General features: G+C 55.0%; 24 protein-coding genes and 1 pseudogene. 7 read left to right on the plus strand and 18 right to left on the minus strand.

Annotation, left to right across the window (positions count from 1 at the left end; translation table 11 throughout):
* Positions 1–21 precede the first annotated feature (21 nt).
* Both KAJ71_RS12810 and yedA read left to right on the plus strand, forming a co-directional pair.
* Entirely contained in the window at positions 22–675 is a 654-nt protein-coding gene (locus tag KAJ71_RS12810) for a helix-turn-helix transcriptional regulator (RefSeq protein WP_248946082.1), read from the plus strand.
* Between the two features lie 134 nt (positions 676–809).
* Complete coding sequence (gene yedA, locus KAJ71_RS12815; RefSeq protein WP_248946083.1) at positions 810–1,724, plus strand: drug/metabolite exporter YedA; 915 nt, start codon at positions 810–812, stop codon at positions 1,722–1,724.
* A 115-nt stretch (positions 1,725–1,839) separates the two neighbouring features.
* Here the strand turns inward: yedA and KAJ71_RS12820 are convergent, their stop codons facing one another.
* Positions 1,840–2,760 carry an Rpn family recombination-promoting nuclease/putative transposase gene (locus KAJ71_RS12820; RefSeq protein ID WP_248946084.1) on the minus strand — a complete coding sequence of 307 codons (921 nt, stop codon included), beginning with the start codon at positions 2,758–2,760 and terminating at the stop codon, positions 1,840–1,842.
* A 240-nt stretch (positions 2,761–3,000) separates the two neighbouring features.
* On the opposite strand from KAJ71_RS12820, the gene KAJ71_RS12825 reads away from it, so the two are divergent.
* Positions 3,001–3,177 (plus strand): YohO family small membrane protein, encoded by a 177-nt coding sequence (locus KAJ71_RS12825; RefSeq protein WP_166734524.1) that lies wholly within the window; start codon positions 3,001–3,003, stop codon positions 3,175–3,177.
* 6 nt (positions 3,178–3,183) lie between these two features.
* On the opposite strand, the gene KAJ71_RS12830 is transcribed toward KAJ71_RS12825, so the two are convergent.
* The 7 genes and pseudogenes from KAJ71_RS12830 to KAJ71_RS12860 all read right to left on the minus strand — a co-directional run bounded on the left by KAJ71_RS12830 (position 3,184) and on the right by KAJ71_RS12860 (position 9,384).
* A complete protein-coding gene (locus KAJ71_RS12830; protein WP_248946085.1) occupies positions 3,184–3,966 on the minus strand; it encodes a phosphate/phosphite/phosphonate ABC transporter substrate-binding protein in 783 nt (260 codons plus the stop codon).
* Positions 3,967–3,971: 5 nt separating this feature from the next.
* On the minus strand, positions 3,972–4,742 hold the full coding sequence (locus KAJ71_RS12835; RefSeq protein ID WP_248946086.1) for an ABC transporter permease: 771 nt from the start codon (positions 4,740–4,742) through the stop codon (positions 3,972–3,974).
* On the minus strand, positions 4,739–5,674 hold the full coding sequence (locus tag KAJ71_RS12840; RefSeq protein WP_248946087.1) for an ABC transporter ATP-binding protein: 936 nt from the start codon (positions 5,672–5,674) through the stop codon (positions 4,739–4,741). The genes KAJ71_RS12835 and KAJ71_RS12840 overlap by 4 nt, the downstream gene beginning before the upstream one ends.
* Positions 5,671–6,825: an ABC transporter permease gene (locus tag KAJ71_RS12845; RefSeq protein ID WP_248946186.1), complete on the minus strand. Its 1,155-nt coding sequence runs from the start codon at positions 6,823–6,825 to the stop codon at positions 5,671–5,673. Before KAJ71_RS12845 ends, KAJ71_RS12840 begins: the two co-directional genes overlap by 4 nt.
* A 142-nt stretch (positions 6,826–6,967) precedes the next feature.
* The gene (gene osmF, locus KAJ71_RS12850; protein WP_248946088.1) at positions 6,968–7,897 is read right to left on the minus strand and encodes a glycine betaine ABC transporter substrate-binding protein OsmF; all 930 of its coding nucleotides are present in this window, start codon (positions 7,895–7,897) and stop codon (positions 6,968–6,970) included.
* A gap of 32 nt (positions 7,898–7,929) precedes the next feature.
* Positions 7,930–8,229 (minus strand): annotated as a pseudogene (locus KAJ71_RS12855) (fatty acid desaturase); the annotation flags it as partial.
* Positions 8,230–8,253: 24 nt separating this feature from the next.
* On the minus strand, positions 8,254–9,384 hold the full coding sequence (locus tag KAJ71_RS12860) for a Gfo/Idh/MocA family protein (protein ID WP_248946089.1): 1,131 nt from the start codon (positions 9,382–9,384) through the stop codon (positions 8,254–8,256).
* A gap of 243 nt (positions 9,385–9,627) precedes the next feature.
* Between KAJ71_RS12860 and KAJ71_RS12865 the strand changes: the two genes are divergently transcribed.
* Positions 9,628–10,137 (plus strand): 2-thiouracil desulfurase family protein, encoded by a 510-nt coding sequence (locus KAJ71_RS12865; RefSeq protein WP_248946090.1) that lies wholly within the window; start codon positions 9,628–9,630, stop codon positions 10,135–10,137.
* On the opposite strand, the gene KAJ71_RS12870 is transcribed toward KAJ71_RS12865, so the two are convergent.
* Positions 10,108–10,530, minus strand: coding sequence for an NUDIX hydrolase (locus KAJ71_RS12870; RefSeq protein WP_248946091.1), 423 nt, complete (start codon positions 10,528–10,530; stop codon positions 10,108–10,110). The genes KAJ71_RS12865 and KAJ71_RS12870 overlap by 30 nt on opposite strands.
* Positions 10,531–10,624: 94 nt before the next feature.
* Here KAJ71_RS12870 and sseA point away from each other — a divergent pair, with 94 nt between their 5' ends.
* Positions 10,625–11,470 carry a 3-mercaptopyruvate sulfurtransferase gene (gene sseA, locus KAJ71_RS12875; protein ID WP_248946092.1) on the plus strand — a complete coding sequence of 282 codons (846 nt, stop codon included), beginning with the start codon at positions 10,625–10,627 and terminating at the stop codon, positions 11,468–11,470.
* 4 nt (positions 11,471–11,474) lie between these two features.
* Here sseA and KAJ71_RS12880 read toward each other — a convergent pair whose 3' ends face one another.
* The 8 genes from KAJ71_RS12880 to KAJ71_RS12915 all read right to left on the minus strand — a co-directional run bounded on the left by KAJ71_RS12880 (position 11,475) and on the right by KAJ71_RS12915 (position 19,493).
* Positions 11,475–12,413: a cation diffusion facilitator family transporter gene (locus KAJ71_RS12880; RefSeq protein ID WP_248946093.1), complete on the minus strand. Its 939-nt coding sequence runs from the start codon at positions 12,411–12,413 to the stop codon at positions 11,475–11,477.
* A 135-nt stretch (positions 12,414–12,548) separates the two neighbouring features.
* Entirely contained in the window at positions 12,549–13,013 is a 465-nt protein-coding gene (locus KAJ71_RS12885; protein ID WP_248946094.1) for a YehS family protein, read from the minus strand.
* Between the two features lie 130 nt (positions 13,014–13,143).
* On the minus strand, positions 13,144–14,031 hold the full coding sequence (phnE, locus tag KAJ71_RS12890; RefSeq protein WP_248946095.1) for a phosphonate ABC transporter, permease protein PhnE: 888 nt from the start codon (positions 14,029–14,031) through the stop codon (positions 13,144–13,146).
* Positions 14,031–14,894 carry a phosphonate ABC transporter, permease protein PhnE gene (gene phnE / locus KAJ71_RS12895; RefSeq protein WP_248946096.1) on the minus strand — a complete coding sequence of 288 codons (864 nt, stop codon included), beginning with the start codon at positions 14,892–14,894 and terminating at the stop codon, positions 14,031–14,033. Before phnE (KAJ71_RS12895) ends, phnE (KAJ71_RS12890) begins: the two co-directional genes overlap by 1 nt.
* Before the next feature lie 95 nt (positions 14,895–14,989).
* Positions 14,990–15,922, minus strand: coding sequence for a phosphonate ABC transporter substrate-binding protein (phnD, locus tag KAJ71_RS12900; protein WP_248946097.1), 933 nt, complete (start codon positions 15,920–15,922; stop codon positions 14,990–14,992).
* A 37-nt stretch (positions 15,923–15,959) separates the two neighbouring features.
* Complete coding sequence (phnC, locus tag KAJ71_RS12905; protein WP_248946098.1) at positions 15,960–16,793, minus strand: phosphonate ABC transporter ATP-binding protein; 834 nt, start codon at positions 16,791–16,793, stop codon at positions 15,960–15,962.
* Between the two features lie 146 nt (positions 16,794–16,939).
* Positions 16,940–18,397 carry a tagaturonate reductase gene (locus tag KAJ71_RS12910; protein WP_248946099.1) on the minus strand — a complete coding sequence of 486 codons (1,458 nt, stop codon included), beginning with the start codon at positions 18,395–18,397 and terminating at the stop codon, positions 16,940–16,942.
* A gap of 70 nt (positions 18,398–18,467) precedes the next feature.
* Entirely contained in the window at positions 18,468–19,493 is a 1,026-nt protein-coding gene (locus KAJ71_RS12915) for a zinc-binding alcohol dehydrogenase family protein (protein WP_248946100.1), read from the minus strand.
* Positions 19,494–19,637: 144 nt separating this feature from the next.
* Between KAJ71_RS12915 and KAJ71_RS12920 the strand changes: the two genes are divergently transcribed.
* Positions 19,638–20,543, plus strand: coding sequence for a GntR family transcriptional regulator (locus tag KAJ71_RS12920; RefSeq protein ID WP_248946101.1), 906 nt, complete (start codon positions 19,638–19,640; stop codon positions 20,541–20,543).
* A gap of 338 nt (positions 20,544–20,881) precedes the next feature.
* Entirely contained in the window at positions 20,882–22,111 is a 1,230-nt protein-coding gene (locus KAJ71_RS12925) for an MFS transporter (protein WP_375540737.1), read from the plus strand.
* Between the two features lie 37 nt (positions 22,112–22,148).
* Here the strand turns inward: KAJ71_RS12925 and trpS are convergent, their stop codons facing one another.
* Entirely contained in the window at positions 22,149–23,156 is a 1,008-nt protein-coding gene (gene trpS, locus KAJ71_RS12930; protein WP_248946103.1) for a tryptophan--tRNA ligase, read from the minus strand.
* Positions 23,157–23,182 lie beyond the last annotated feature (26 nt).

Genomic DNA, 23,182 nt, shown 5'->3' on the forward strand with positions numbered 1-23,182 from the left:
TTAAGGGCGAGGCGCTGTAATATGTCAAGAATTAGCTTGGAAAATGGCGAATGCACCGCACATTCGGTCAGTGACCGCTTGCTGAAGCTGTTGAAAACCCACGGCCCGCAGCAAGCCTCTGAGGCGGGAAAAGTGCTCGGTACCACCGGCGAAGCCGCCCGTCAGCAATTCGTTAAGCTGGCAAAAGAGGGCCTGGTGGAAGCCAAGGCCGAAACCCGCGGCGTTGGCCGCCCAGTACAGCTCTGGCAGTTGACCGCCGCAGGTAACGCCCACTTTCCCGACGCCCATGCTGAATTAACCGCCCAACTGTTACGCACTGTGCGTGACAAACTGGGTGAACAGGCGATGGACCTGCTGATCGATAGCCGGGAACAGGAAACCCGAATTAATTATAAACAGGCGATGATCGGTGCAGCCGATTTACGTGAACGTGTTGCTCGTCTGGCGGCCATCCGTTGCCGTGAAGGGTATATGGCCGAGTGGAGTGAAGAGAAAGACGGCGAGTTTCTGCTGGTGGAAAATCACTGCCCTATTTGCAGCGCCGCAGCGGTTTGCCAAGGATTTTGCCGCGCTGAACTGAACATATTTACCGAGGTGCTGCAAGCCAAGGTTGAGCGCAGCGAACATATTCTTGCCGGCGCCCGCCGCTGCGCTTACCAGATCTCTCAATCATAATCCCTTGATTTTAGCCAGGGATTGGCAAGCCTCACCCGGCACCACTAAACGGGCATAAAAGCATTGCTTATCGACGATGCCTTAAGGTTTACTGAGTGTCCTAACGATTTTTCACTCTACCGAATAAAAGACCCATGCTGAGCCAACAAAATCGTCATCTCCTGCCGTTAATCGGGGCGCTGTTTACGTTATATATTGTCTGGGGATCGACCTACTTCGCTATCCGCGTGGGGGTGGCAAGCTGGCCTCCCTTGATGATGGCAGGCATTCGTTTTCTGATTGCCGGTATCATTCTGTTCGTTTTCCTGTTGTTGCGGGGCCATGCCCTACCTACCCTGAAACAGTGGGCCGCCGCTGGCACTATTGGCATTCTATTGCTGGCCGTGGGTAACGGCTTGGTCACGGTAGCCGAGCATCAGGATGTACCTTCTGGCATTGCGGCAGTGATGGTTGCCACGGTTCCGCTGTTCACCCTGTGCTTCAGCATGTTTTGGGGTATCCGCAACACTAAGCTGGAATGGGCCGGCATCGCCCTTGGCCTGGTGGGCATTGTGTTGCTCAATACCGGCAATAACCTGGTGGGTAACCCGACTGGCGCGCTGTTGATCCTGCTGGCCTCCGCCAGTTGGGCTTTTGGTTCGGTACTCGGCTCACGCATTTCGCTCCCAGCCGGGCCGATGGCCGGTGCCGCCGAAATGCTGGTGGCTGGCGTGGTGTTGACCATCGCCAGCCAACTGAGCGGTGAGCATTTGGATAAAATGCCCACCTTCAGCGGCTTTATGGCACTCGGTTATCTGATTGTTTTCGGTTCGATGCTGGCGATCAGCGCCTATATGTTTCTGCTAAAGAACGTCCGCCCGGCGGTAGCGACCAGCTATGCCTACGTCAATCCGGTGGTGGCTGTACTGCTCGGCGTCGGTTTTGCTGGCGAATCCCTGGGCCCGCGCGAGTGGATGGCGTTGGTGATCATCGTCTCGGCGGTGGTGTTGGTGACGCTGGGAAAATATCTGTTTGCCCGCCCGGCCAAGGTGCAACCAGCCGTCAAGTAAGGCATTACTCCTAACCTCTACCCAAGGGGGAGGTTAGGTCTGTTAGTTGTTATTCCAGCCTCAGCCTAACCACTAATGAATAATAAACTCGGGGCCGCTAGGCCTACCGCCGATGTTAGTGGCGGATTTGCGCCAAATCGTCCGCGGAAAGGCCGGTCAACTTCATTACCATGGCACGATCAAAGCCTTCAGCCAGCATGGAGCTCGCTATTTCCAGCACGGTTTCCCGCCCTTTCTCTATGCCTTTTTCCATGCCTTGCTTAATCCCTTTCTCGAAACCTTTTTGCTCGAGATATTCTGCAATAGTCATCAATTCCTCCTCATGCCGCGGCGCGCGTCTAGCCAACTCACGGATCAACGTCTCCGGCTCGGTTGCTTTCCCCACCAACAGCATATAGTTCACCAATGATATGAGTTGCTCTTTAGTAGTGTATCCGGCCAACAACAATGTGACCAGTTGTTCTAACAGCTCAACCAGATCGCGCTGGCGTACGTGCTTTTGTAACAACTCAAGAATGGCCATGCGGCGGTGCTGCATGATTTCATCGTCCGGAATGACGGTAACGTCAACCAACGGAAAATGCCCCGCATAGAGCTGCCTGGCTAGTTCAGGCTCACTAAATTCCTCTAACCAACTCATTGAATAGGGATAAGGCGTCACCTGACCGTGATAAAACAGCATAGGAATAACCAGAGGAAGCTGGTCGTACCCTGCTTCAAGGTGGCGTTGCATTGCCGCAATGGCATAGCGTATTAAACGAAATGCCATATGTTTGTCGGGTGAGCTTTGGTGTTCGATCAAAACGTACACATACCCATCCCCTCTCTCGGTTCGCAACGAGTAAAGTACGTCAGAGTAATGGGCACGCAGGTCGCTCTCGATAAAACTACCGGGTTCCAGCTTTAGCGTGTTCAGATCGCAATACTGCAGTAAGGCAGGCGGCACATGTAATTCCAAGAAATCACGGGCCGTGTCTGGATGGGTGAGGAACTGCTTAAATAAAGCATCATGAGGGGTGGAGGTGGCTTTTTTCATGTCGGTCATCCTTGGACTTAACATAAAAAACCTACCATAGGCTGTCATCGGCGCACATTATGAGCGAATGGGTTCTGAATCCGCCTCGCAAAACCTTTGAACCTCAGTTGCGAACAAGATCCTGTCCAAAAAGACCGGAGGATCGGTGCAGTCCGCATACCCCCACTTAAACGAGTGTTGTTTCACCCGGTGAAGGGGCTATAATTCCCGCTGTTCTGGACAACCTGCGAAATAATCATTATGCGGAAAAAAGCGTTCCTCATCGTCATCGCCTTATGCGCCTTCGGCTCTCTGGGCGGCGTATTCCTGGCCGGGCTGAATATGTACACCCGTTCCACCACGCCACAAGAAGAGACCACGACCACTAACGATGCCGCTGCTGATAGTGCCCCAACGGCAACTATTCAAGCTAAATAACCCGCTCTATAACGCCGTTACGCCAGCGTTGGCCGCCTGCCTTTCAAGCTCGGCCACCCGCTGATAAGCGGTACGCGGCACCAGACTAAAATCGCCGATCAGCAGGCTTTCACTGGCCGGATGGTTGACCATGGCGCTGGCCGCAGCGCGCAGGATTGCCAATTGTGAATCTGGCGTTCCGGCCGCCGAGATCAACGGCAAGCCAGGTACCGCAGCGGTACGGCCAATAATCTTCAGGCCAGCAACGGCTTGTGGCCGCGCCCGTTTCAACAGGGCAAAGCTGATGCAGTCGATAGCCGCAATATCCGCCAGCCCTTCCAGGATCATCTCCAATGAGCGATAGTGGCCGCCAGAGGCGATCGCCTGGCGGAAAAAACGCCCTTCCCGCGCCAGCGGTGCAATCAAGGCTCGCAGGCTGTTATATCCTGACTGCGAATCCCGGCTGTTATACGCCACTACACGCTCGCGGAAATCGTCCAGCCGTTCAGCCGGTTCATCCTCACGCACCACCAGCCAACTGCTGTAGTTCGCTCCGCTACAACCCTCTACACGGTAATGGTAAGTGCCCACCAGCTGTACCTGTGGTAACACCGTCACCAGCGGATAACCGCAGGTCTGGCTTAACAGCAGGTCAGGCCGTTGCCAGTGTTGCGGTAAATCCTGCGGCCAACTCAACTCTTGGGGAACCTCTACCATACCCAGTTGCCGCAGCTTATCGCGTAGCGCTTGCCAGAACGGTTCTACCTGTTGGTGGCTAACACCGTACATCGGTAAAGAGACTATCGCCATGGAAGTTACCCCGTAGAAGATGAAACGCTCAGCCGCTGCTGACGCCAGGCGGTGAGGTAGCACACCCAGCGTTCAAACAGCATGTCGGTAATGATCGCCAACAGCGCCACCACCACCGCCCCCTGGATCACATACGCCGTGTTGAAGCCGCTCAGACCAATGATGATCGGTGTTCCCAGCGTTTTGGTGCCCACCGTCGAGGCTATCGCCGCCGTGCCAATATTGATAATCACCGAAGTACGGATCCCCGCGACGATCACCGGGGCCGCCAGCGGTAGCTCAACGCGCCACAAAATTTGCCCGCGGCTCATTCCCACCCCTTGCGCTACTTCACGTGTGCCCGCCGGAACCGACTCTATCCCGGTCAAGGTGCCTTGCAGGATCGGCAATAAACCATACAGCACCAGCGCAATAATCGCTGGCTGCTCACTAAAGCCCATCACTGGCACCGCCACTGCCAATACCGCGACCGGTGGAAAAGTCTGCCCAACGGCAACCACTGTTTCTACCAATGAGCGAAACTCCCGCCCGGCACCACGCGTGACTGCGATGCCAGCGGTTACGCCAATCATTACCGCAATCAGGCTCGATACTGCTACCAGCGATAAGTGCGCAATAACCAGCGAAAAGAAGCTGTCCTGCTGATACACCGGCCTGTCCAGTTGTGGGAACCAGGCGGCAAACAGGCCATGTAGATGGTTCATGCCGAAAACCAGCCCCAATAGCAGAGCAAAAGTCCACGGCAGCGGATCGCGCCACCAGCGCCTGATGTTCATGACAGCGCCTTATGTGCTATCAAATCGCTGAAATGCAAAACGCCAAGCGCTTGCCCCTGATCGCCGACCACCGGTAAGCGTTCGCTACCTCGGGCAACAAACACCGACAGCGCCTCACGCAGACTGAGCATGGCCTGGATCGGTTCCCCTTCCGCCTCGCCCGGCCGCACCCTTTCGGCTACCGTGCCCAATGCCAACAGCTTGATCCCCCGATCGCTGCGGCCAAAGAAATCGCGCACAAAATCATTCACCGGGTTGGTCAGCAGCTCCAACGGAGTGCCCTGCTGCACCACACGTCCCTGATCGAGCAGCACGATCCGATCAGCCAGCCCCAGCGCCTCATCGATATCGTGCGTCACCAGAACGATAGTACGGCCAGACAGTTGATGAATGCGGGCAATCTCAGCCTGTAACGAGGCTCGGGTCACTGGATCGAGCGCACCAAAAGGTTCGTCCATCAGCAACACCTCTGGATCAGCAGCCAGCGCCCGTGCTACCCCAACCCGCTGCTGTTGACCGCCGGAAAGCTGATGTGGATAGCGGCGGCGGAACAGCTCCGGCTCCAGTTGCAGCAGCTCCATCAGCTCAGTAACCCGGTCACGGATCCGTGCCCGTGGCCACTTCAGCAACTGCGGCACCGTGGCGATATTCTCTTCCACCGTCCAATGAGGGAACAGGCCGATCGACTGGATGGCATAGCCCATACGGCGGCGCAAATCCTGCGGCTTGAACTTATGGATCTCCTCACCAGCAAACCTGATCTTGCCTTCATCATGCTCGATCAAGCGGTTGATCATCTTCAACGTGGTGGATTTGCCAGAGCCGGAGGTGCCAATCAGCACGGTAAACGCCCCTTCCGCCATGTTCAGCGAGAGATTGTCCACCGCCGGTTTCCCCTGAAAAATCTTGCTTACCCGGTCAAAGTTAATCATCTGGCAGTCACTTCCAACATTGAAATTATGAATTTAAACAGCGAATCGACGATCACCGCCATGGCAATCACTGGGATCACCCCAAGCAGCACCAGATCAAGTGCGCTGCTGAGTAATCCTTGAAATACAATCGCGCCAAAACCCCCGGCACCGATCAGCGCGGCCACTACTGCCATCCCCACGGTTTGCACCGCCAGGATCCGCACGCCGGTCAGGAACAACGGCAACGCCAGCGGTAGCTGTACGCCAAAGAAAATCTGCCCGCGCGTCATTCCCATGCCGCTGGCGGACTCAATCACGCTAGCAGGCACACTTTGCAAACCGGCGACTACGCTGCGCACCAGTGGCAACAGAGCGTAGAGCACCAGCGCCACAATTGCCGGGGCCATGCCTATACCGCTGATGCCTAATTTGGCCAGCCAGGGAAACGCCGCTGCCAGCCCGGCTAACGGGGCAATCAACAGGCCAAACAGCGCAATGGAAGGCACGGTCTGGATAATATTCAGCGTTGAGAAGATCGGTGTCTGCCAGCGGTTTGCATGGAAGCAAAGCACCCCCAGTGGCACACCAATCAGTAATGCCGGTACCAGGGTAGCCAGCAAGATGGTCAAATGCTGTAGCAACGCCGCATCAAACACCTCTTGTCGGTTGTGGTACTCCTTCAGCAGGGAAAGCTGATCCAACCGATGGGTAAACAGCAACAGCGCGACAGGTACCACCACCAAGGCGTTACCCAGAATGCGCCACAGGTGCGATGGGGTGATCCGCGTCATGGCATCTGCGGCAATCAGGCCGCTCAACGCCGCCATCAGCCAACAACCACTACTCCATGAAGTGCGTGCCAGCGGGGAGCCCTGCAATGCCAGTTGCTGCGCGGTATAGCCGCTCAACCAAAAGATTATGGTCAATAGCACAGCGGCAACGCAGGCGGTCAGCAGCGCCCGATTGCGCGTAGGGGTCAACAAACTAAGCACAGCCAGCGCCAGTAACGGCAGCAGCAACCACAGCGCCGGGCCATGCAACAGTGAAATCAGAGAGATACTCTTGCCAGACAGCAGGCGATTGGGAGCATAGCTGAGGAACGGTAGGCCAAAGGCCGCCAGCAGCAGCAAAATAAACAAGGTTAGTAATACGCGGTTTTTCAAGACAATAATCAAAATCACTCCCGGGTCTAATCAGCCAGTTAAGCGCAGAATGCATAACCACGCGTAAGCTGACGTCCCCTCACCCCAACCCTCTCCCACAGGGTGAGGGTTGGGGTGAGCAATATCAGATTCAATCACCGAATCAAGGTTACTTAATCAACCCTTTCTGTTTCAGGTAATTGACCGCCACCTGTTTGGCATCCTGGCCTTCTACAGCGATCTGCGCGTTCAGTTGCTGCAAGGTTGGGCCATCCAGCGTGGCGAATACCGGCTTGAGCAGTTCGGCGATATTGGCGTGCTGCTGCAACGTTGCTTCACGGATAATCGGTGCTGGCGCATAGATCGGCTGTACGCCCTGTGGGTCTTCCAACGTTTGCAGGCCCAGCGCAGCTACCGGGCCATCGGTACCATAAGCCATCGCCGCATTCACCCCAGAGGTTTGTTCCGCCGCCGCCTTGATGGTCACCGCCGTATCGCCGCCAGCCAGTGACAGCAACTGATCCTGATTAAGCTTGAAGCCATAAGCATTCTGGAAGGCCGGTAGCGCGTCTGGGCGTTCGATAAATTCTGCCGATGCAGCCAGTTTGAACTTACCACCGCCGTTGATCCACTTGGCCAGATCTGCCAGGGTTTTCAGCTGGTTGGCCTGCGCCACATCCTGGCGAACGGCGATCGTCCAGGTGTTGTTTGCCGGGGCAGCATCCAGCCAAACGATCTTGTTCTGGTCATAGTCGAGCTTTTTCACTTTCTCAAACCCGGCTTGAGCGTTTTTCCAGGCCGCATCCTTTTCATCAGAGAAGAAAAAAGCACCGTTACCGGTATATTCCGGGTAAATATCAATTTCGCTGGAAGTGATCGCGCCACGCAGTACCTTGGTGGTACCCAACTGCAGCTTGTTGGTGGTTTTGATGCCGTTGGCTTCCAGCACCTGCACAATGATGTTGCCGAGCAACGAGCCTTCGGTATCAATTTTAGAACCCACGCGTACCGTATCGGCCGCCTGCGCAACGCCGCTGCCCCCCGCTAGAACGGTCAAAGCCAATGCCAAAAAATGTGCGCGTAATGGGGTAATAGCCATGCTTTATCCTCTTTTTTGATGATGCTTTCCGGTTATTTCGCCAGATCGATTGGAAAATCCTGCGTGGTATGAGCCCAGCGTATCACATGATGTTTCCCGACACTCTCCTGTTCTAACGGGTGCACTTCAACAGCAATCGGCGTCACAGCATGGTCAACAAACCAGTTGCCGTAGCCCTGCACCACAAACTCCTGGCTACGTTGCCGGTAGGCCTGCTGCTCAGCCAGATAGACTTTGCGCAGCCCGTACCAAGGCAAACCGGGTAAATCAATCTGAACTAAATGATAGTTCAGATTGAGAAACAGCAGCCGCCACGGCCAAGAGGCCTCATTAGCCGCCTGCGCAAGCAACCAAAGTCAATCGCGGTTGATATTCAGCCAGCGGCGCTGGTCGGCGGAGGCGGCAATCGCATCCAACACGCAGGATACCTTCCAGCCTTCCTCAAAGTCTGGCCACAGCCGGTCACCCGCCGCAATACCGTTGACCAGATCGCGGATCTCCACCGTTTTCTGATCGTTAAAGCCGATACCATGCCCGGCGCTGACACAGAAGGCAGCGTAATCCGGGTGCTTCGGCCCAACCATGATGGTTTTAAAGCCCTGCCGCTCTGCCGGTTCGTCGTGACGGTACAGTTTCAGTTCGGCCATGCGTTCTTGAGTAAAGCTCAGCGTGCCCTTGGTGCCGGTCACCACATAGGTCAGACCCATTTTGCGCCCGCAGGCAATGCGTGAGGTTTCTATGGTGCCCATCGCGCCATTGGCAAAGCGCACCAACGCGCTGGCCTGATCTTCGTTTTCAACTTCGCACATCTTGGCCGGATTGTTCGGATCGGGCCGCCGCTTGATCAGTGTTTGCATATCGCCAGACACCGCAACAATATCCCCCACCAGATAATGCGCCATATTCACGATATGCGCCGCCAGATCGCCCAACGCCCCCAGCCCGGCGGTCGCTTTACGACAGTGCCAATCGATCGGCGCGCGCGGATCGGCCAGATAATCTTCATTATGTGTGCCGTAAAAATGCACCACCTCACCAATCTCACCGTTGGCGATGATTTCCCGCGCCAGCTGGCTGGTCGGGTTTTTCATATAGTTGAACCCAACCAGAGTTTTGACCCCGTTGGCCCGCGCGGCCTGCACCATCTCGGCGGCGTCTTGCGCATTCAGCGCCAGCGGCTTCTCGGAATAGACATGCTTGCCCTGCGCAATCGCCGCCAGGGCCATCTCTTTATGCAGGAAATTAGGGGCGCAGATATCCACCACGTCTATAGCAGGATCGGCTACCAGTTCGCGCCAGTTGGCGGTTGAGCGCGTGAAGCCAAACTCCGCCGCACGTTGGGCTGCCAGCTCGGGCGTCACTTCCGCCAACATCTCCAACACTAGCTCCCCTTTCAGCGGGAACACCGTGCCAGCCTGTGCATAGGCGATAGCATGGCAGCGCCCAATATAGCCGGTACCGATCAATCCAACACGCACCTGTTTCATCGTTTTCTCCCTAACCGTCAATAGAAATAAAAGTTCAATTAAATCTTATATGAAATTTAAATTTCACTAACAAGCCGATAATCAACTTTGCCCCTGATCCGTGACTGCCTTCATAAAACCCGATTAATAAAGAACACGTGGTTAACAAAATAGTGGGAAGGTAAGCTAAACCGCGCTGCTATTATAAAGCCGCGCGTGTGGGCCTTGATGCCACACTTTCGCCCCCTCAACAGAAGACACCTCATGCCGCCGAAAATCTTGCTAAGTGCCTGCCTGGCCGGTTTCAACGTACGTTATAACGCTTCCAGCAAAACCGTTATCGATACCACCTTGCAGCAGTGGAAAGAAGAGGGACGTTTGGTGGTCTGCTGCCCCGAACTGGCCGCCGGTTTCCCCACACCGCGCCCACCGGCAGAGATTGCTGCCGCCAATGGTGCAAAGGTGATAACCAACCAGGCCAGAGTGATCGACGCACAAGGGAACGACGTCACCGATCAGTATCTGTTGGGTGCCCATCTGGCGCTGGATACCGCCCGCCGGCATGGCTGCCGTTTTGCCCTATTGAGCGATCGCAGCCCTTCCTGCGGTAGCCAAACCATTTACAACGGCGCATTCAACGGCCAAACCCAGCCCGGCAGCGGTGTCACCGCTGAGCTACTACGCCAACATGGCATCGAAGTGTTTTCCGAGCACCAGCTTGAGGCGTTGATCGAGCGTGTCCGGCTAGTTGAGCTGGGCCAGGCGATCCGCTAGCCGCTGACGCAGATGGGCAATGCCCTGCGGGTGCCGCACAAATTCATCCGCAGGCATCATTTGCCAACACTGCCCTTCATTACCGAAGCGGATCGCCGCAATCTGTGCGAAGGAGATTTCCCCCACCATAAACCAGGTGGGCGGCGAGCCAGGCTTGATCCCAGCGTAACGCTGTTGCCAGACAATTTGCCGTACGGGCAAGAGAATACCGAATTCCTCCTCGGTTTCCCGTTGCACGCATTGCACCGGAGTTTCGTCGCCTTCACGCCCGCCGCCGGGTAAATCCCAGCAGCCAGGCCAGGGGATCGCCGGGTTGTCATCGCGCCGGTAAACCAGCACCAGGCCGCCGTACAGCAAGGCGATTTTCGCCCCATCAAACTCTTGGTCAATCATCTGCACCGCTCCCTTTCAAACTGCAGCATACCAATATGCAAGATCGTTGAGGTATAGTGAAAACCTTCTTTGTCCCGACAGGCGAACAATAACCATGAACTCTCCCTTTTTAGTGACTGCGCAATGGCTTGAACAGCATATCAACGACGAGAATCTGGCAATAGTTGACGTGCGCATGTCACCGGTTGGCCAAGTGCCAAAGAAAGACATGTTGGCCGAATTTGAGCGTGGCCATATTCCAGGTGCGGTGTATTTCGATATTGATGACGTCGCAGATAAAAATACTACGCTGCCGCATATGCTGCCCACGGCAGACGCCTTTGCTGCTGCCGCAGGTAGACTGGGCATTAATGACCAGCAGACCATCGTGTTCTATGACGAAGGCAATCAGTTCTCTGCACCGCGCGGTTGGTGGACGTTCCGTAATTTCGGCGCGCAGAACGTTTTCGTGCTCGATGAAGGTTTGCAGGGTTGGACATCACGGGGAAACGCACTAGAAACTGGCCCCGCGCAGCCTACCCCCGCCACCTTCCGCGCGCACTTTAATGCCGAAGCGGTGGTGGATATGCAGCAGGTTGAGCAGGCGATGAACGACCAGCGGCAGATCCTCGACGCCCGTGCCGCCCCCCGTTTCTATGCTCAAGCTCCGGAACCACGCCCTGGTCTGCACCGTGGTCATATTCCTGGCAGCATCAATATTCCGTATGGCGATCTGCTGGAGAACGGGCGTTTCAAATCACTTGAGGCGCTGAAAAAAACCTTCGAAGAAAAAGGGGTCGATATCGACGCCCCCACCATCGTCAGCTGTGGCTCTGGCGTCACTGCCGCCGTGCTGGCCTTTGGCCTGCAATCACTGGATGCCAAGCAGGTGAAGCTGTATGACGGTGCCTGGAGCGAATGGGGAGCACTGAGTGGCAAGCAACCCATCGCTCAAGACTAAAAACCTATAGCCACTTGGCGTTGTGGGTAAAAGAGATAGTCAGCCAGCGGTGCGGGCTATCTTCACCAATGGCGTCGGCTATCTGGTCACGGATTTTATCCAGCTTGTGTACGCCGCTGTGTTCCATCTCTGGCGGGATCACGATGTGGATCTCAATAAACAGCCCACGGCCAACGCGGGTGGCGTAATTGGAATAATCCAGGAAGCCATATTCCAGCGTCAGCTGCGCCATAATGGCTTCCACCCTGGCATCCAGGCTGTCCGGCGTCATCTGTAATACTTCCTGAATGGCAGATTTTACCGTTTTGATCGGCACCGGGATCAAGACCAGCGTCAACAGTGCCAGCGCGACAGGGTCGGCATAGACGTTGAGGTATTCATAACGGGTTCCTTCCATTAGCCAGGAAAGAATAAAAGCTACCAATAACGCCGAACTGATACAGGCCGACATCAGCCAGCTTTTGTTATCCAGCGCGATCAGCTCCGACTTGACCTGCTTATTCAGCCGGCTTTGCTTAACGTAGAGGGTAAAGCAGAAAGCGCTGACGGTAACGGCATAGACAATCGCCCAGCCCAGCTCGAGTTCACGCCCTCCGTCGGCAATGCCTTTGACTGCGTTCACAAAGGCATACAGACACAGCAACGCCAGTAAGCTGCCGTTAAATGCCAGCACCAGCGGTTCGACATGCCAGAACCCATACTGAAAACGGCGGCTATGGGGTTGCCCCAGCAGGCGGGATACCAGTAGAGATAATGAACACATGCCCGCATCCAACGCCGAGAACATACCGTCAAACACGATCGACATGGAACCACAGACAATCCCGAACACGATCCCGGCACTGGCGATAAACAACGTGCAGAAGATCGACCTGCGCAGGATTTTTTGTTCTATTGCCGTGCTGGTTAACACTGGTGGCAACGTGGTGGGTGCTGTCGTCATAATTCCCTTATTTCAGTCGGAAAGTTCGGACATGTTCTACCGTCAGGCGGCATCGTACTGAGTATGATCGACAAATGCAGGGTATACAAAAAAAAGCGCCCTCAATGAGGACGCCTGATGCATTGCTACGCGGGATTATGCGCCGCGTATGCGCTGGGTCAGCCCTTTCAGGAAGTAGCGCAGCATCTGATCGCCACATGGGCGGTAGTTTTTGGTGCCTTCTTTGCGGAACAGTGCGCTCAGCTCAGGCTTGGAGATACGGAATTCCACCGCGGTAAAAATCTGGTGCAGATCGACATCCTTCAGTTCAAACGCTACACGCAGCTTTTTCAGCACCAGGTTGTTGGTGATCGGCAGCTCTACCGCCGGTGCCGGGAATTTATCGTCTTTGCCACGCTTGAAGAACACCAGACCATTGAGGAAATGTGCCATCACTTCGTCGGGGCAGTTTTCAAAACCCGGCTCGCCTTCCTTGATCATGTAGGTCCCCATGGCTGCGACATCGACATCAAAACCGTCCAGTTTGACGATTTCTACCATCTTCGCGTCATTAATAGCCAGCATGTAGCGCACGCTGCGCAGCACATCATTGTTAATCATGGAATAACCTTTCGCTTGTCAATCAGGAGAGGCGTGCAGCGCTGCACACCTTGCATGGCGGCAGTATAGGGATCCGGCGGGGGTTTCTCAATGGAATTTCCACGGGCAAACCTGGGTTTACCCGCAGAGGTTAATGATTTTTCGGGTAAAGCGGAATGTCTTCACCAACGATATATTTGTTACGCAGGATGGCGGAGATCTTGTCCATCAGCATTACGATCACCACCAGGATCAGGGTGATAAACATCACGACGTCCCAGTTCCATAGCCGCATGTTCTCGGCATAGACCAGGCCGATACCCCCGGCTCCGACAAAACCGAGCACCGCCGCCGAACGGGTGTTGGACTCAATCTGATACAGGCTCAGCGCCAGGAAGGTCGGGAAGGATTGGGTGAAAATGCCGTAACGGTGTTTTTGCAGCCCATTGGCCCCCACCGCCGTCAGCCCACGGCTGGGGGATTTATCCACCGCTTCGTGGCCTTCGGCATACAGTTTGCCAAGCAGGCCGATATCCTGCATCACGATGGCCAACACCCCGGCCAGCGGCCCCATGCCCACGGCACGCACGAAAATCAGGCCCCAGATAGCCATATCGATACCCCGTAGAATATCCAGCAGGCGGCGTACCAGCGTCGCTACTGGCCGTAGCACAGGCGAGGACATCACGTTGCGTGCGGCAAGAAACGACAGCGGTAAAGCAAGCAGCGTCGCCGTAATGGTGCCGGCAAACACGATCGCCAGGGTGATAAAGATCTGTTGGAAATAGTAGCCAAACGGCCAGTTGGCAAAGTCGTGCCAGACAAACATACGCATAAAGTAACGGCTAATCTGTTGGCAACCGTTGGCAAATTGCAGCCAGGAAATGCCAAATACCAGGAAGAAGAAGACGTAATACAACACAATCGCCACGGCAATCATGCCGAGGGTACGCAGATAGCGCCCTTGGCGCGAGAAGATTTCCGGGTTCTGCTGCTTGAGTTGTTGCAGGTTGGTGGCAGAGATCGGCTGAACGGACATTAGGCTTTACCCTCGACAACGCGTTTACGTAATTCACCGGAGGCGTAATCCAGCAGCGAAACCACCACGATAATCAGCAGCAGCGTCATGCTGACCTGATCGTAACGGTCGAGTTTGATATTGGTCATCAGCTCCTGACCAATTCCACCTGCTCCTACCAGGCCGAGGATGGTCGACTGGCGGAAGTTGATCTCCAGTCGCATAAAGCTGTAGGACAGGAAAATCGGTTTGACCTGCGGCCACAGGCCGAAACGCATGCGCTGTAACGGCGTGGCCCCACAGGCGGCCAGCCCGCGCACCGGCTTGTTGGAGGCGGTTTCGATCGATTCATAGAACAGCTTGGTCAGGCTGCCGATGGTGTGCAGCGCCAGCGCCATAAAACCGGGAATGGCACCGATGCCAAACGCCATCACAAACATCACCGCCCAGGCCAGCTCCGGCATGGTGCGCAAGAACGCCACCAGCGTACGGATGGCAAAGCGCAGCGCCGCCGGGCTGTGGGTGTTATTGGCCGCCAGAAAGGCCAGCCCACCCGCCACCAGCACGGAGAGGATGGTCGCCGCCAGCGCCAGCTGTAGCGTTTCCCAGATCAGCGGTAATTGGATATGCAACCGGTAGCCCCAATAGGCGAAGGAGCCTTCGGTATGGCCGTCGGCGAACAGCAGTGGCCAGTGCAGCACCGGGATGGTCTCTGCCAGATAGTCAAAGAAATGCGGGATCGACACCCAGACGGTATGCAGGTTGAACTCGGCAATATTGCCTGCGCCAAGATAAAGCGCTACCAGCCCGAGTGACCAGAGCAAAGTTTCACGCTTTTGCTTACTGCGGATCCGTTGGTAGTAGTGTGCGAAGTCGGTATTCAAAATCGCTTTCCATCTTCTTGTAGTGGAGAGTATTGGCCCCTCACCCCAACCCTTTCCCACAGAGAGGGTTGGGGTGAGGGGCCAACGTTGCTGCCTTAGCGGCCGTCCTTGGTCAGCTCACGCTTCATATCGATAATGGTCTGATATTCCGCCAGCTTGACCTCGCCAATGTGCTGCTTGCCGCCCATCGCCTTGATAAAGCACTGATGGTTGTCGGTATCCAGCTTCTTGATGGCGGTGACCACCTTGGCTTTGAAATCCGCAGGCAGGGAGTTGCTCACCAGGATCGGGCCATTAGGGATCAGCGGCGACTGCCAGATAATGCGGATCTGCTTCATCAAATCCGGATGATCCATACGGATCATGCGATTGAAGGCTCCGCTGGTATAACCGGTGTTGTAATCGCCAATCATCGAGGCCCAGGTGACCGCACCTTCAAACTGGCCGTTCAACACGCCGAGTACGTCCTGCTCATGGCCACCAGAGAAAGTGATACTGGAGAAAAAATTGTTGTATTTGTTATCCGGCGTGCCACCAAACTGCTGTTTGAACACCTGGTTTGGCACCAGGAAACCGGAGGTTGAATCCGGATCCGCAAAGCCGAAGGATTTGCCTTTCAGATCTTCCAGCTTTTTGTAAGGGCTGTCGGCTTTCACCACCACCACCGAGTGATAACCGCGAGACTGATCGGTATCATCCACCGCGATCCCTACCAGATCGACCGCCTTGGGATCCTTGATATACACCGAAGCAAATGACGAAGGCGACATGCTCAACATCAGATCGATCTTGCCCCCGATCAATCCCTGGATCACGCCAGAGTAGTCGGAAGAGTTACGCAGCTTGGTGTCTACGTTCAGCTCTTTATCCAGAAAATCTTTCACACACTGGTTATCGCCAATCTGTTGAGTCGCGTTCTGCCCACCCAGGATCCCCAGGTTCAACTCTTTCGGCGCATCCGCTGCACCTGCATTAAATACCATCATTACGCCGGCCATCATGGTGGTCAGTGTGAATACTTTTTTCATTGCGCATGCCCTGTGTGTAAAGGTGACGTTCAAGTGATTAATGGATCTGATTGGCTTCTTCGCCATACAGCTGCTGCAAAATACGTTCGTTAAGCTGCGACGGGTGGCCGTCAAAAATGATTTTTCCGTGGGCGATGCCAATCACCCGGCTGCAATATTCCCTCACCAGTTCGACCGAGTGCAGGTTCACCATCACCGCGATATCGTTCTCGCTGACTTTCTGTAGCGCATCCATAATGCGGCGGGTGTTTTTCGGATCGAGTGAGGCGACCGGCTCATCGGCCAGCAAAATTTTAGGGTTTTGCATCAGCGCACGGCAGATGGCGACGCGCTGCATTTGGCCGCCGGACAGATTCTCGGCCCGTTGCAGCGCATGCGGCAGCATATTCAGCCATTGCAGCAGCTCGATAGCCCGCGCGCGGTCAGCATCGTCAAACACTTTAAAGAAGGATTTCAGCGTCGAGGTGTGGCTGAGGCGGCCAAGCAGCACGTTGGTGATCACATCCAACCGGGGGACCAGGCAAAAATCCTGGAAGATCATGCCACAGCGGGCGCGCCATTGGCGCATCTGGCGGGCTGAGAGCTGCGCGATATCCTGAGCAACCCCATCGTCCTCAAAATGCAGCATCTCGCCACAGCTGGAGGGAATGGTGCCGTTCAGCGTGTGCAACAGGGTAGATTTACCGGCCCCGGAGCGGCCAATCACCGCCACAAACTCCCCGGCGTGCAAATCAAAATTGATGTCGTCAAGGACGCGTTGCTGGGATTGGTAAGCCTTACCCAATCCTTTCACCGCTAATACCTTGCGTAAAGGGATCGGTTGCTGCCCTGGATAGTCGGTCGGTGCCAGTTTTAACAGTGCCTGCGCCATATGATTTCTCTGATTTCAGTGGCTAATCTTATGGGCTCCTATTAACGAATAACTGTATGACACGCAGATGATGGTTTTATGGCCGGGAAATGACGTTCAACGCCATTTCCCGTGATTGGTAGGATTAAAATAAGCGGGTGGAGGTTTTATCGGCGCTCCATTTCACTCAATGCTGCACGCATCCCGTGGTCAAGAATGGCTTGCAGATCGGTGGTCACGGCAGCGCTAAGTCCAGGAACGGCATTGAGATTTTGTCCCCAGTGCGCCTCATCGGCCAGCACGTTTTCCACCAACGCCGCGAGCGTCATATCCCGGTGCTGAACCGCAGCCCATAGGGTTTCAAACCGCGTCAGCCAATGAGCATCATCCTGCAACGCATAGCTGCCCGCCTGCCGTTCACCACGATAAAAGGCCAGTAACGCCGCCAAAGCAAAGGTCAGCCGTTTCGGCAGCGCGGCATTTTTCTGTTGGCCTGCCAGCAACTGCGGCAAAATACGCGTGCGGAATTTGGTCATGCCGTTCAGCGCAATCGACAGCAACTGGTGCTGAATAAACGGGTTACGGAAACGGTTCTGCACCGCTTCGGCAAACGGCCGCAACTCTTCCTGCGGCAGATCGAGCACCGGCATAATCTCTTCGGCAATGGTGCAGGCCACATAGCCGCCGATCTGCTCGTCGCTCATGGCTTCACCCACGGTATTCAAACCGGCCAGGAATGCCACTGGCACCAGCGCCGTATGTGCCCCGTTAAGGATCGCCACCTTGCGTTCTTTATAAGGTTTGATGTCATCGACGATGTGGACATTCAGATCCAACCGATCCAGATGCAGCTCTTGCACCAACCACTGCGGGCCTTGGATCACAAACAGATAGAAATGTTCCGCCGTGTCGAGGAAGCTATCTTGGTAACCCAACTGCTGTTGCCACTGCTCTACTTCATCGCGTGGGTAGCCGGTGACGATACGATCAACCAGCGTTGAGCAGAACGTGTTGCAATCGTTCAGCCAATCGGTAAACGCCTGCGGTAACTGCCACTGTTGTGCATAGCGCAACACGTACTCTTTCAGCGCTTCGCCGTTGTAATCGATCAGCTCACACGGCAGCAGCACCCAGCTTTTGTCTGCAGCACCGTCAAAATGGCTGAAACGCTCAAACAGCAGCCGCGTCAGCTTGGCAGGGAAGCTGGCAGCCGGAGCGTCGGTGAACTTATCGTCCGGTAAATAACTGATCCCCGCTTCGGTGGTGTTGGAGAACACGAAGCGGATCGCCGGATCCCGTGCCAATGCCAGATAGCTGTCGTACTGGTGGTAAACGTTGATTTCCCGGTTGACCGAACGGATCAGGCGCGGCTCACAAACCGCCTCCCTCAGCTCATTCAGCCCACGGATAATGGTGGTGTACAAGCCATCCTGAGTATTGAGCGAAGGCGGCTGCTGGCTGTCAATTGGCCGCACCACCACCACGCCGGCATTCAGCCCGGTATGCTGATTTAGCAGGTCGATTTGCCAATCGACGAAGGCGCGCAGGAAATTACCTTCACCGAATTGGATAATGCGATCGGGATATTGCGCGCCAGGAAATTCGCTACGATTAAGTTGTTTCATTATTGCTCCTTGCATCCGGTGATCCCCCAGGTCGTAAATTACTCTCGGCAAGACCTGGGGAGTAATCGAGTTAGTTAAAATGAATCACGCCTTTAATCAGCTGTTTATTATTAATTACTTCCGCTTCATAAATATCTGCCAGCGTGGAAAACTCGAATTGATGGGAAAGCATCATCCCGGCAGTTATTTTTCCGGCGGCCATTAAGCGCCCAACCTTGATAAAGTCTTCTTTGGTCGCATTGCGGCTCCCCATCATGGTGGTTTCCTTTTTATGGAATTCCGGATCGGAGAACTGCAGATCGCCCTTGAACAGGCCGACAAACGTAATGCTGCCACCATGGCGGATCAGGTTGACGCTTTGGTTCATCGCATGTTTATTACCTGTGGCATCAATGATTTTTGCCGCCAACATGCCAGAGAATTGTGCTCTTAAGGCAGCGTCAAAGCCGGCATCCGACGGATCTAGCGTGGTCAGCCCAAGCATTTTTTCCACATGACTTCGGCGCTCTGCGCTGGTATCGGCCACGATCACGGTTGCCCCATCCGCCTTGGCGATTGCCGCAACCCCCAGGCCAATTGGCCCAGCGCCCACTACCAATAGATGGTCGCCCTGCTCGATGGCCGCTCGGCGTACGGCATGGGCACTGATAGAGAATGGTTCAATCAGCGCCGCCGCTTGGGGTTCCACATCATCCACGGCCAGCAGGTTGCTCACCGGCACGCTCAGAAATTCGCTAAAACCGCCGTCTTGATGCACACCAATCACCGAAATATTTTCACAGCAATTGGGCCTGCCGCTAGTGCATGCTCCGCAGTGATGACAGGAGACATAAGGGATCACCGCCACACGCTGGCCGACGCGCAATTCACTAACCTGGCTACCGACGCTGACAATCTCGCCGCATATTTCATGCCCCAGTACCCGTGGGTAGCTGAAAAACGGTTGCTGACCAGACCAGGCGTGGATATCGGTACCGCAAATGCCTACCGTCACTATTTTTAGCACCGCTTCGTCCTGCGCAGGCTGCGGTACCGGCCTTTGTTGGTAAACCAGCCGGGTCGGCTCCAGACAAACTAGCGTATTCATTGTGGTCATGATCCCTCCTCCTGTGATGTGGCGCTGTTATCCCGCAAAAAGAACCTGCGTATTGAGCTGATGAGAGGAATTTGTGAGTCAGCACAAATTAAACCGGTTTAAATGGGTTTTAAATGCTTAAAAAACATTTCATAGAGAGGGCCAATGAGCAGAACGCAAAACCTCCGCCAAAATGTGGTTAATCAGATGATCGACGGCATTATCAAGGGCCACCTCCGCTCACCGCTGCCTTCCCAGGCGGCGCTGGCAGAAATGTATAACATCAGCCGCACCACGGTACGCCACACGCTTGCGCACCTCCATCAACGCGGGGTACTGGAGAAGGTCAATGATGATTATGTGATCCTGCGCCTGCCGCTGGCAGAAGACGGCTTTGAATGCATGAGCCAATCGCTGGACGAGCAAGGCAAACTGTTTGAAAAAGCGTTCTATCAAATGATTAACCAAAAGCAGCTACGCGCAGGGGATTCATTCACCGAATTGCAGCTTTCGCGCGCAGTTAACGTCAGCCCGGTCGTGGTGCGGGAATTCCTGCTGCGCTTTAGCCGCTTTGACCTTATCGACAACGTGCGCCGCGGCCAATGGAGCATGAAAAAATTTGATCAGAACTATGCCGAACAGCTGTTTGAACTACGGCAAATGCTGGAAACTCACGCGCTGTCACGCTTTATCAACCTGCCCGCACAGGATAGCCGCTGGTTGCAAGCCAAGGAGTTGTTGAACCGCCATCGCGAGCTGCGCGACACCATCAGCGACAATTATCGGCTGTTCTCTCAGCTGGATCGTGACTTCCATACCCTGATTCTGTCGGCCGCCAACAACCCATTTTTCAATCAGTCGCTGGAAATCATTTCGGTGATTTTTCACTTCCACTATCAATGGGATGAAACCGACCTGAAGCAAAGAAATATTATTGCGATTGAAGAGCATATGGCCATTTTGAGCGCCTTGATCTGTCGCAACGATCAGGAGGCCGCCCGTGAACTGCACCGCCATCTTGATACCGCCAAACAGTCGATGATCCGTTCCATCAAACAGGATGCCTGCTGATTTTTATTGATAAAAAACCGTGTGAAACGGGATTTAAAACCGATTAAAAACAGCAAAATCGTAACCGCCGCACGGAACCGGTTAAAAAAGGAACCATGAAACATTTTCGCCGCCTAGGCTCAAAGCCTGATTCATACCGTTATTAACACCGACCCAGGGCCATGCCCCGGAAAAATAACTATTATTAATACGGAATATAGAGGCGAGTGATGGAAAAAATAACCACCGTGAGCACTGGAAAAGAACAGGCGGACAGTTATTCAGACAATATTAATCCCATCCCCAAAGGCGGCATAGCAGAGCGCTCTGCAAGAATTAAAAAAATCCAGACTACGGCAATGATCCTGTTATTTTTCGCTGCCGTGATTAATTTTCTCGATCGCAGTTCGCTTTCCGTCGCCAACTCCACCATTCGTGAAGAAATGGGGTTGAGCGGTACCGAGATTGGCCTGCTGCTTTCCGCTTTTTCGCTGGCCTATGGGATAGCCCAATTACCCTGTGGGCCACTGCTGGATCGCAAAGGCCCACGTATCATGCTCGGCCTGGGGATGTTTGTCTGGTCTGCGTTCCAGACGATGTCTGGCATGATCCACAACTTTACCCAGTTTATCTGGGTGCGTATTGGCTTGGGGATCGGCGAAGCCCCCATGAACCCTTGCGGTGTGAAAGTTATCAACGATTGGTTCAACATCAAAGATCGCGGCATGCCGATGGGGATCTTTAACTCGGCCTCCACCATCGGGTTAGCCATCAGCCCACCAATCCTCACCGCCATGATGCTGTTATTAGGCTGGCGCGGGATGTTCATCACCATCGGTTTACTGGGCATTGTCCTGTCCATCGGTTGGTACATGCGGTATCGCAACCGCGAAGACATCAAGCTCAGCGAGCAGGAGCAAAGCTATCTCAACGCTGGAAGCGTCAGCGCACGCCGTGAGCCGATGGACTTCAAGGAGTGGCGATCGCTGTTCAAGAACCGCACCATGTGGGGAATGATGATCGGCTTTAGCGGCATCAACTACACCGCCTGGCTGTATCTGGCCTGGCTGCCGGGCTACCTGCAGACCACCTACCATCTGGATTTGAAAAGTACCGGTATGCTGGCGGCAATCCCGTTCCTGTTTGGTGCGGCGGGGATGTTGTCAAACGGCTTTGTCACCGACTTCCTGGTGCGCCGGGGCATGGCTCCGCTCAAGAGCCGTAAAATCTGTATCGTCGCCGGTATGCTGCTTTCCGCTGGCTTTACCTCCGTCGTGGCACAGGCGACCACCACCACCAGCGCGGTGGCATTAATCAGTATGGCACTGTTCTGTATCCACTTTGCCGGCACCTCCTGCTGGGGGCTGATCCACGTAGCGGTCACTTCCCGTATGACCGCCTCGGTGGGCAGCATTCAAAACTTTGCCAGCTTTGTGTTCGCTTCGTTTGCCCCGGTGATTACCGGCTGGATCCTGGATACCACCAACTCATTCAGCCTGGCACTGACCATTTGTTCCTGCGTTACCCTGATCGGTGCACTGTCTTACGTGTTTATCGTCAAACACCCGATCACCGACAGCGCTGCCTGATCTTCAGATATCCCCCTCTCCAACCGGAGAGGGGCCTTCAATCCAGGGCAAAAAAATTCAGACCCAGCGCGGATTTGACCTGTGCCAAGGTGCCCTGGGTCACCTGATTTGCCCGCTGGCTGCCCTCTCTCAGGATACGCATCAGCTCGCCCTTATCGGCGCTGTACTCGGCCCGCCGGGTGCGGATAGGCTCCAACAGCGTTTGCAGGCACTCCTCCAGCAACCGTTTAATCTTCACGTCACCTAACCCGCCCTGACGATAGTGATCCTTCAGCTGTGCCACCAACGCCGCATCCTCGCAAAACGCATCCAGATAGGTGAACACCATATTGCCTTCCACCTGGCCGGGGTCGCTGACGTTCAGATGGTTGGGATCGGTAAACATGCTCATGACCGCCTTATGCACTTCGTCAGCGCTGGCCCCCAGCATAATGGTATTGCCACGTGACTTGGACATCTTACCCTGCCCGTCCAGCCCCGGCAGCCGACCCACTCGGCTCAGCAACGGCTGGCACTCCACCAACACCTCGCGATCGACGATGCGGTTAAAGCGCCGGACAATTTCGTTGGTTTGCTCCAGCATCGGCAACTGATCTTCCCCAACCGGCACATGGGTAGCCCCAAAGGCAGTGATATCCGCAGCTTGGCTGACCGGGTAAATCAGGAATCCGGCAGGCAGGCTGCGTGAAAAGTCTTTCTCGATGATTTCGCTTTTCACCGTGGGGTTGCGCTCCAACCGGGCTACGGTGACCAGATTGAGGTAATACATCGTCAGTTCTGCCAGCGCCGGGAGCGCCGATTGCAGGCACAGCGTGGTTTTGGCGGGATCGATACCTACCGCCAGATAATCGGCCACCACGTTTAGCACGTTGGCACTGATTTTTTGCGGATTACTGCCGTTATCGGTCAACCCTTGCAAATCGGCCACCATCACCGTTTGCTGGTGATGATGCTGTAACTCAACGCGCTGGCGCAGTGAACCGACGTAATGACCCAAATGCAGTGAACCGGTGGCGCGATCGCCAGTCAGAATGGTGTAACTCATAACCTTGCTCCTGGAAGTAAACAGAC

This window comes from Serratia silvae (genome assembly GCF_023282985.1).
GTDB lineage: Bacteria > Pseudomonadota > Gammaproteobacteria > Enterobacterales > Enterobacteriaceae > Chania > Chania silvae.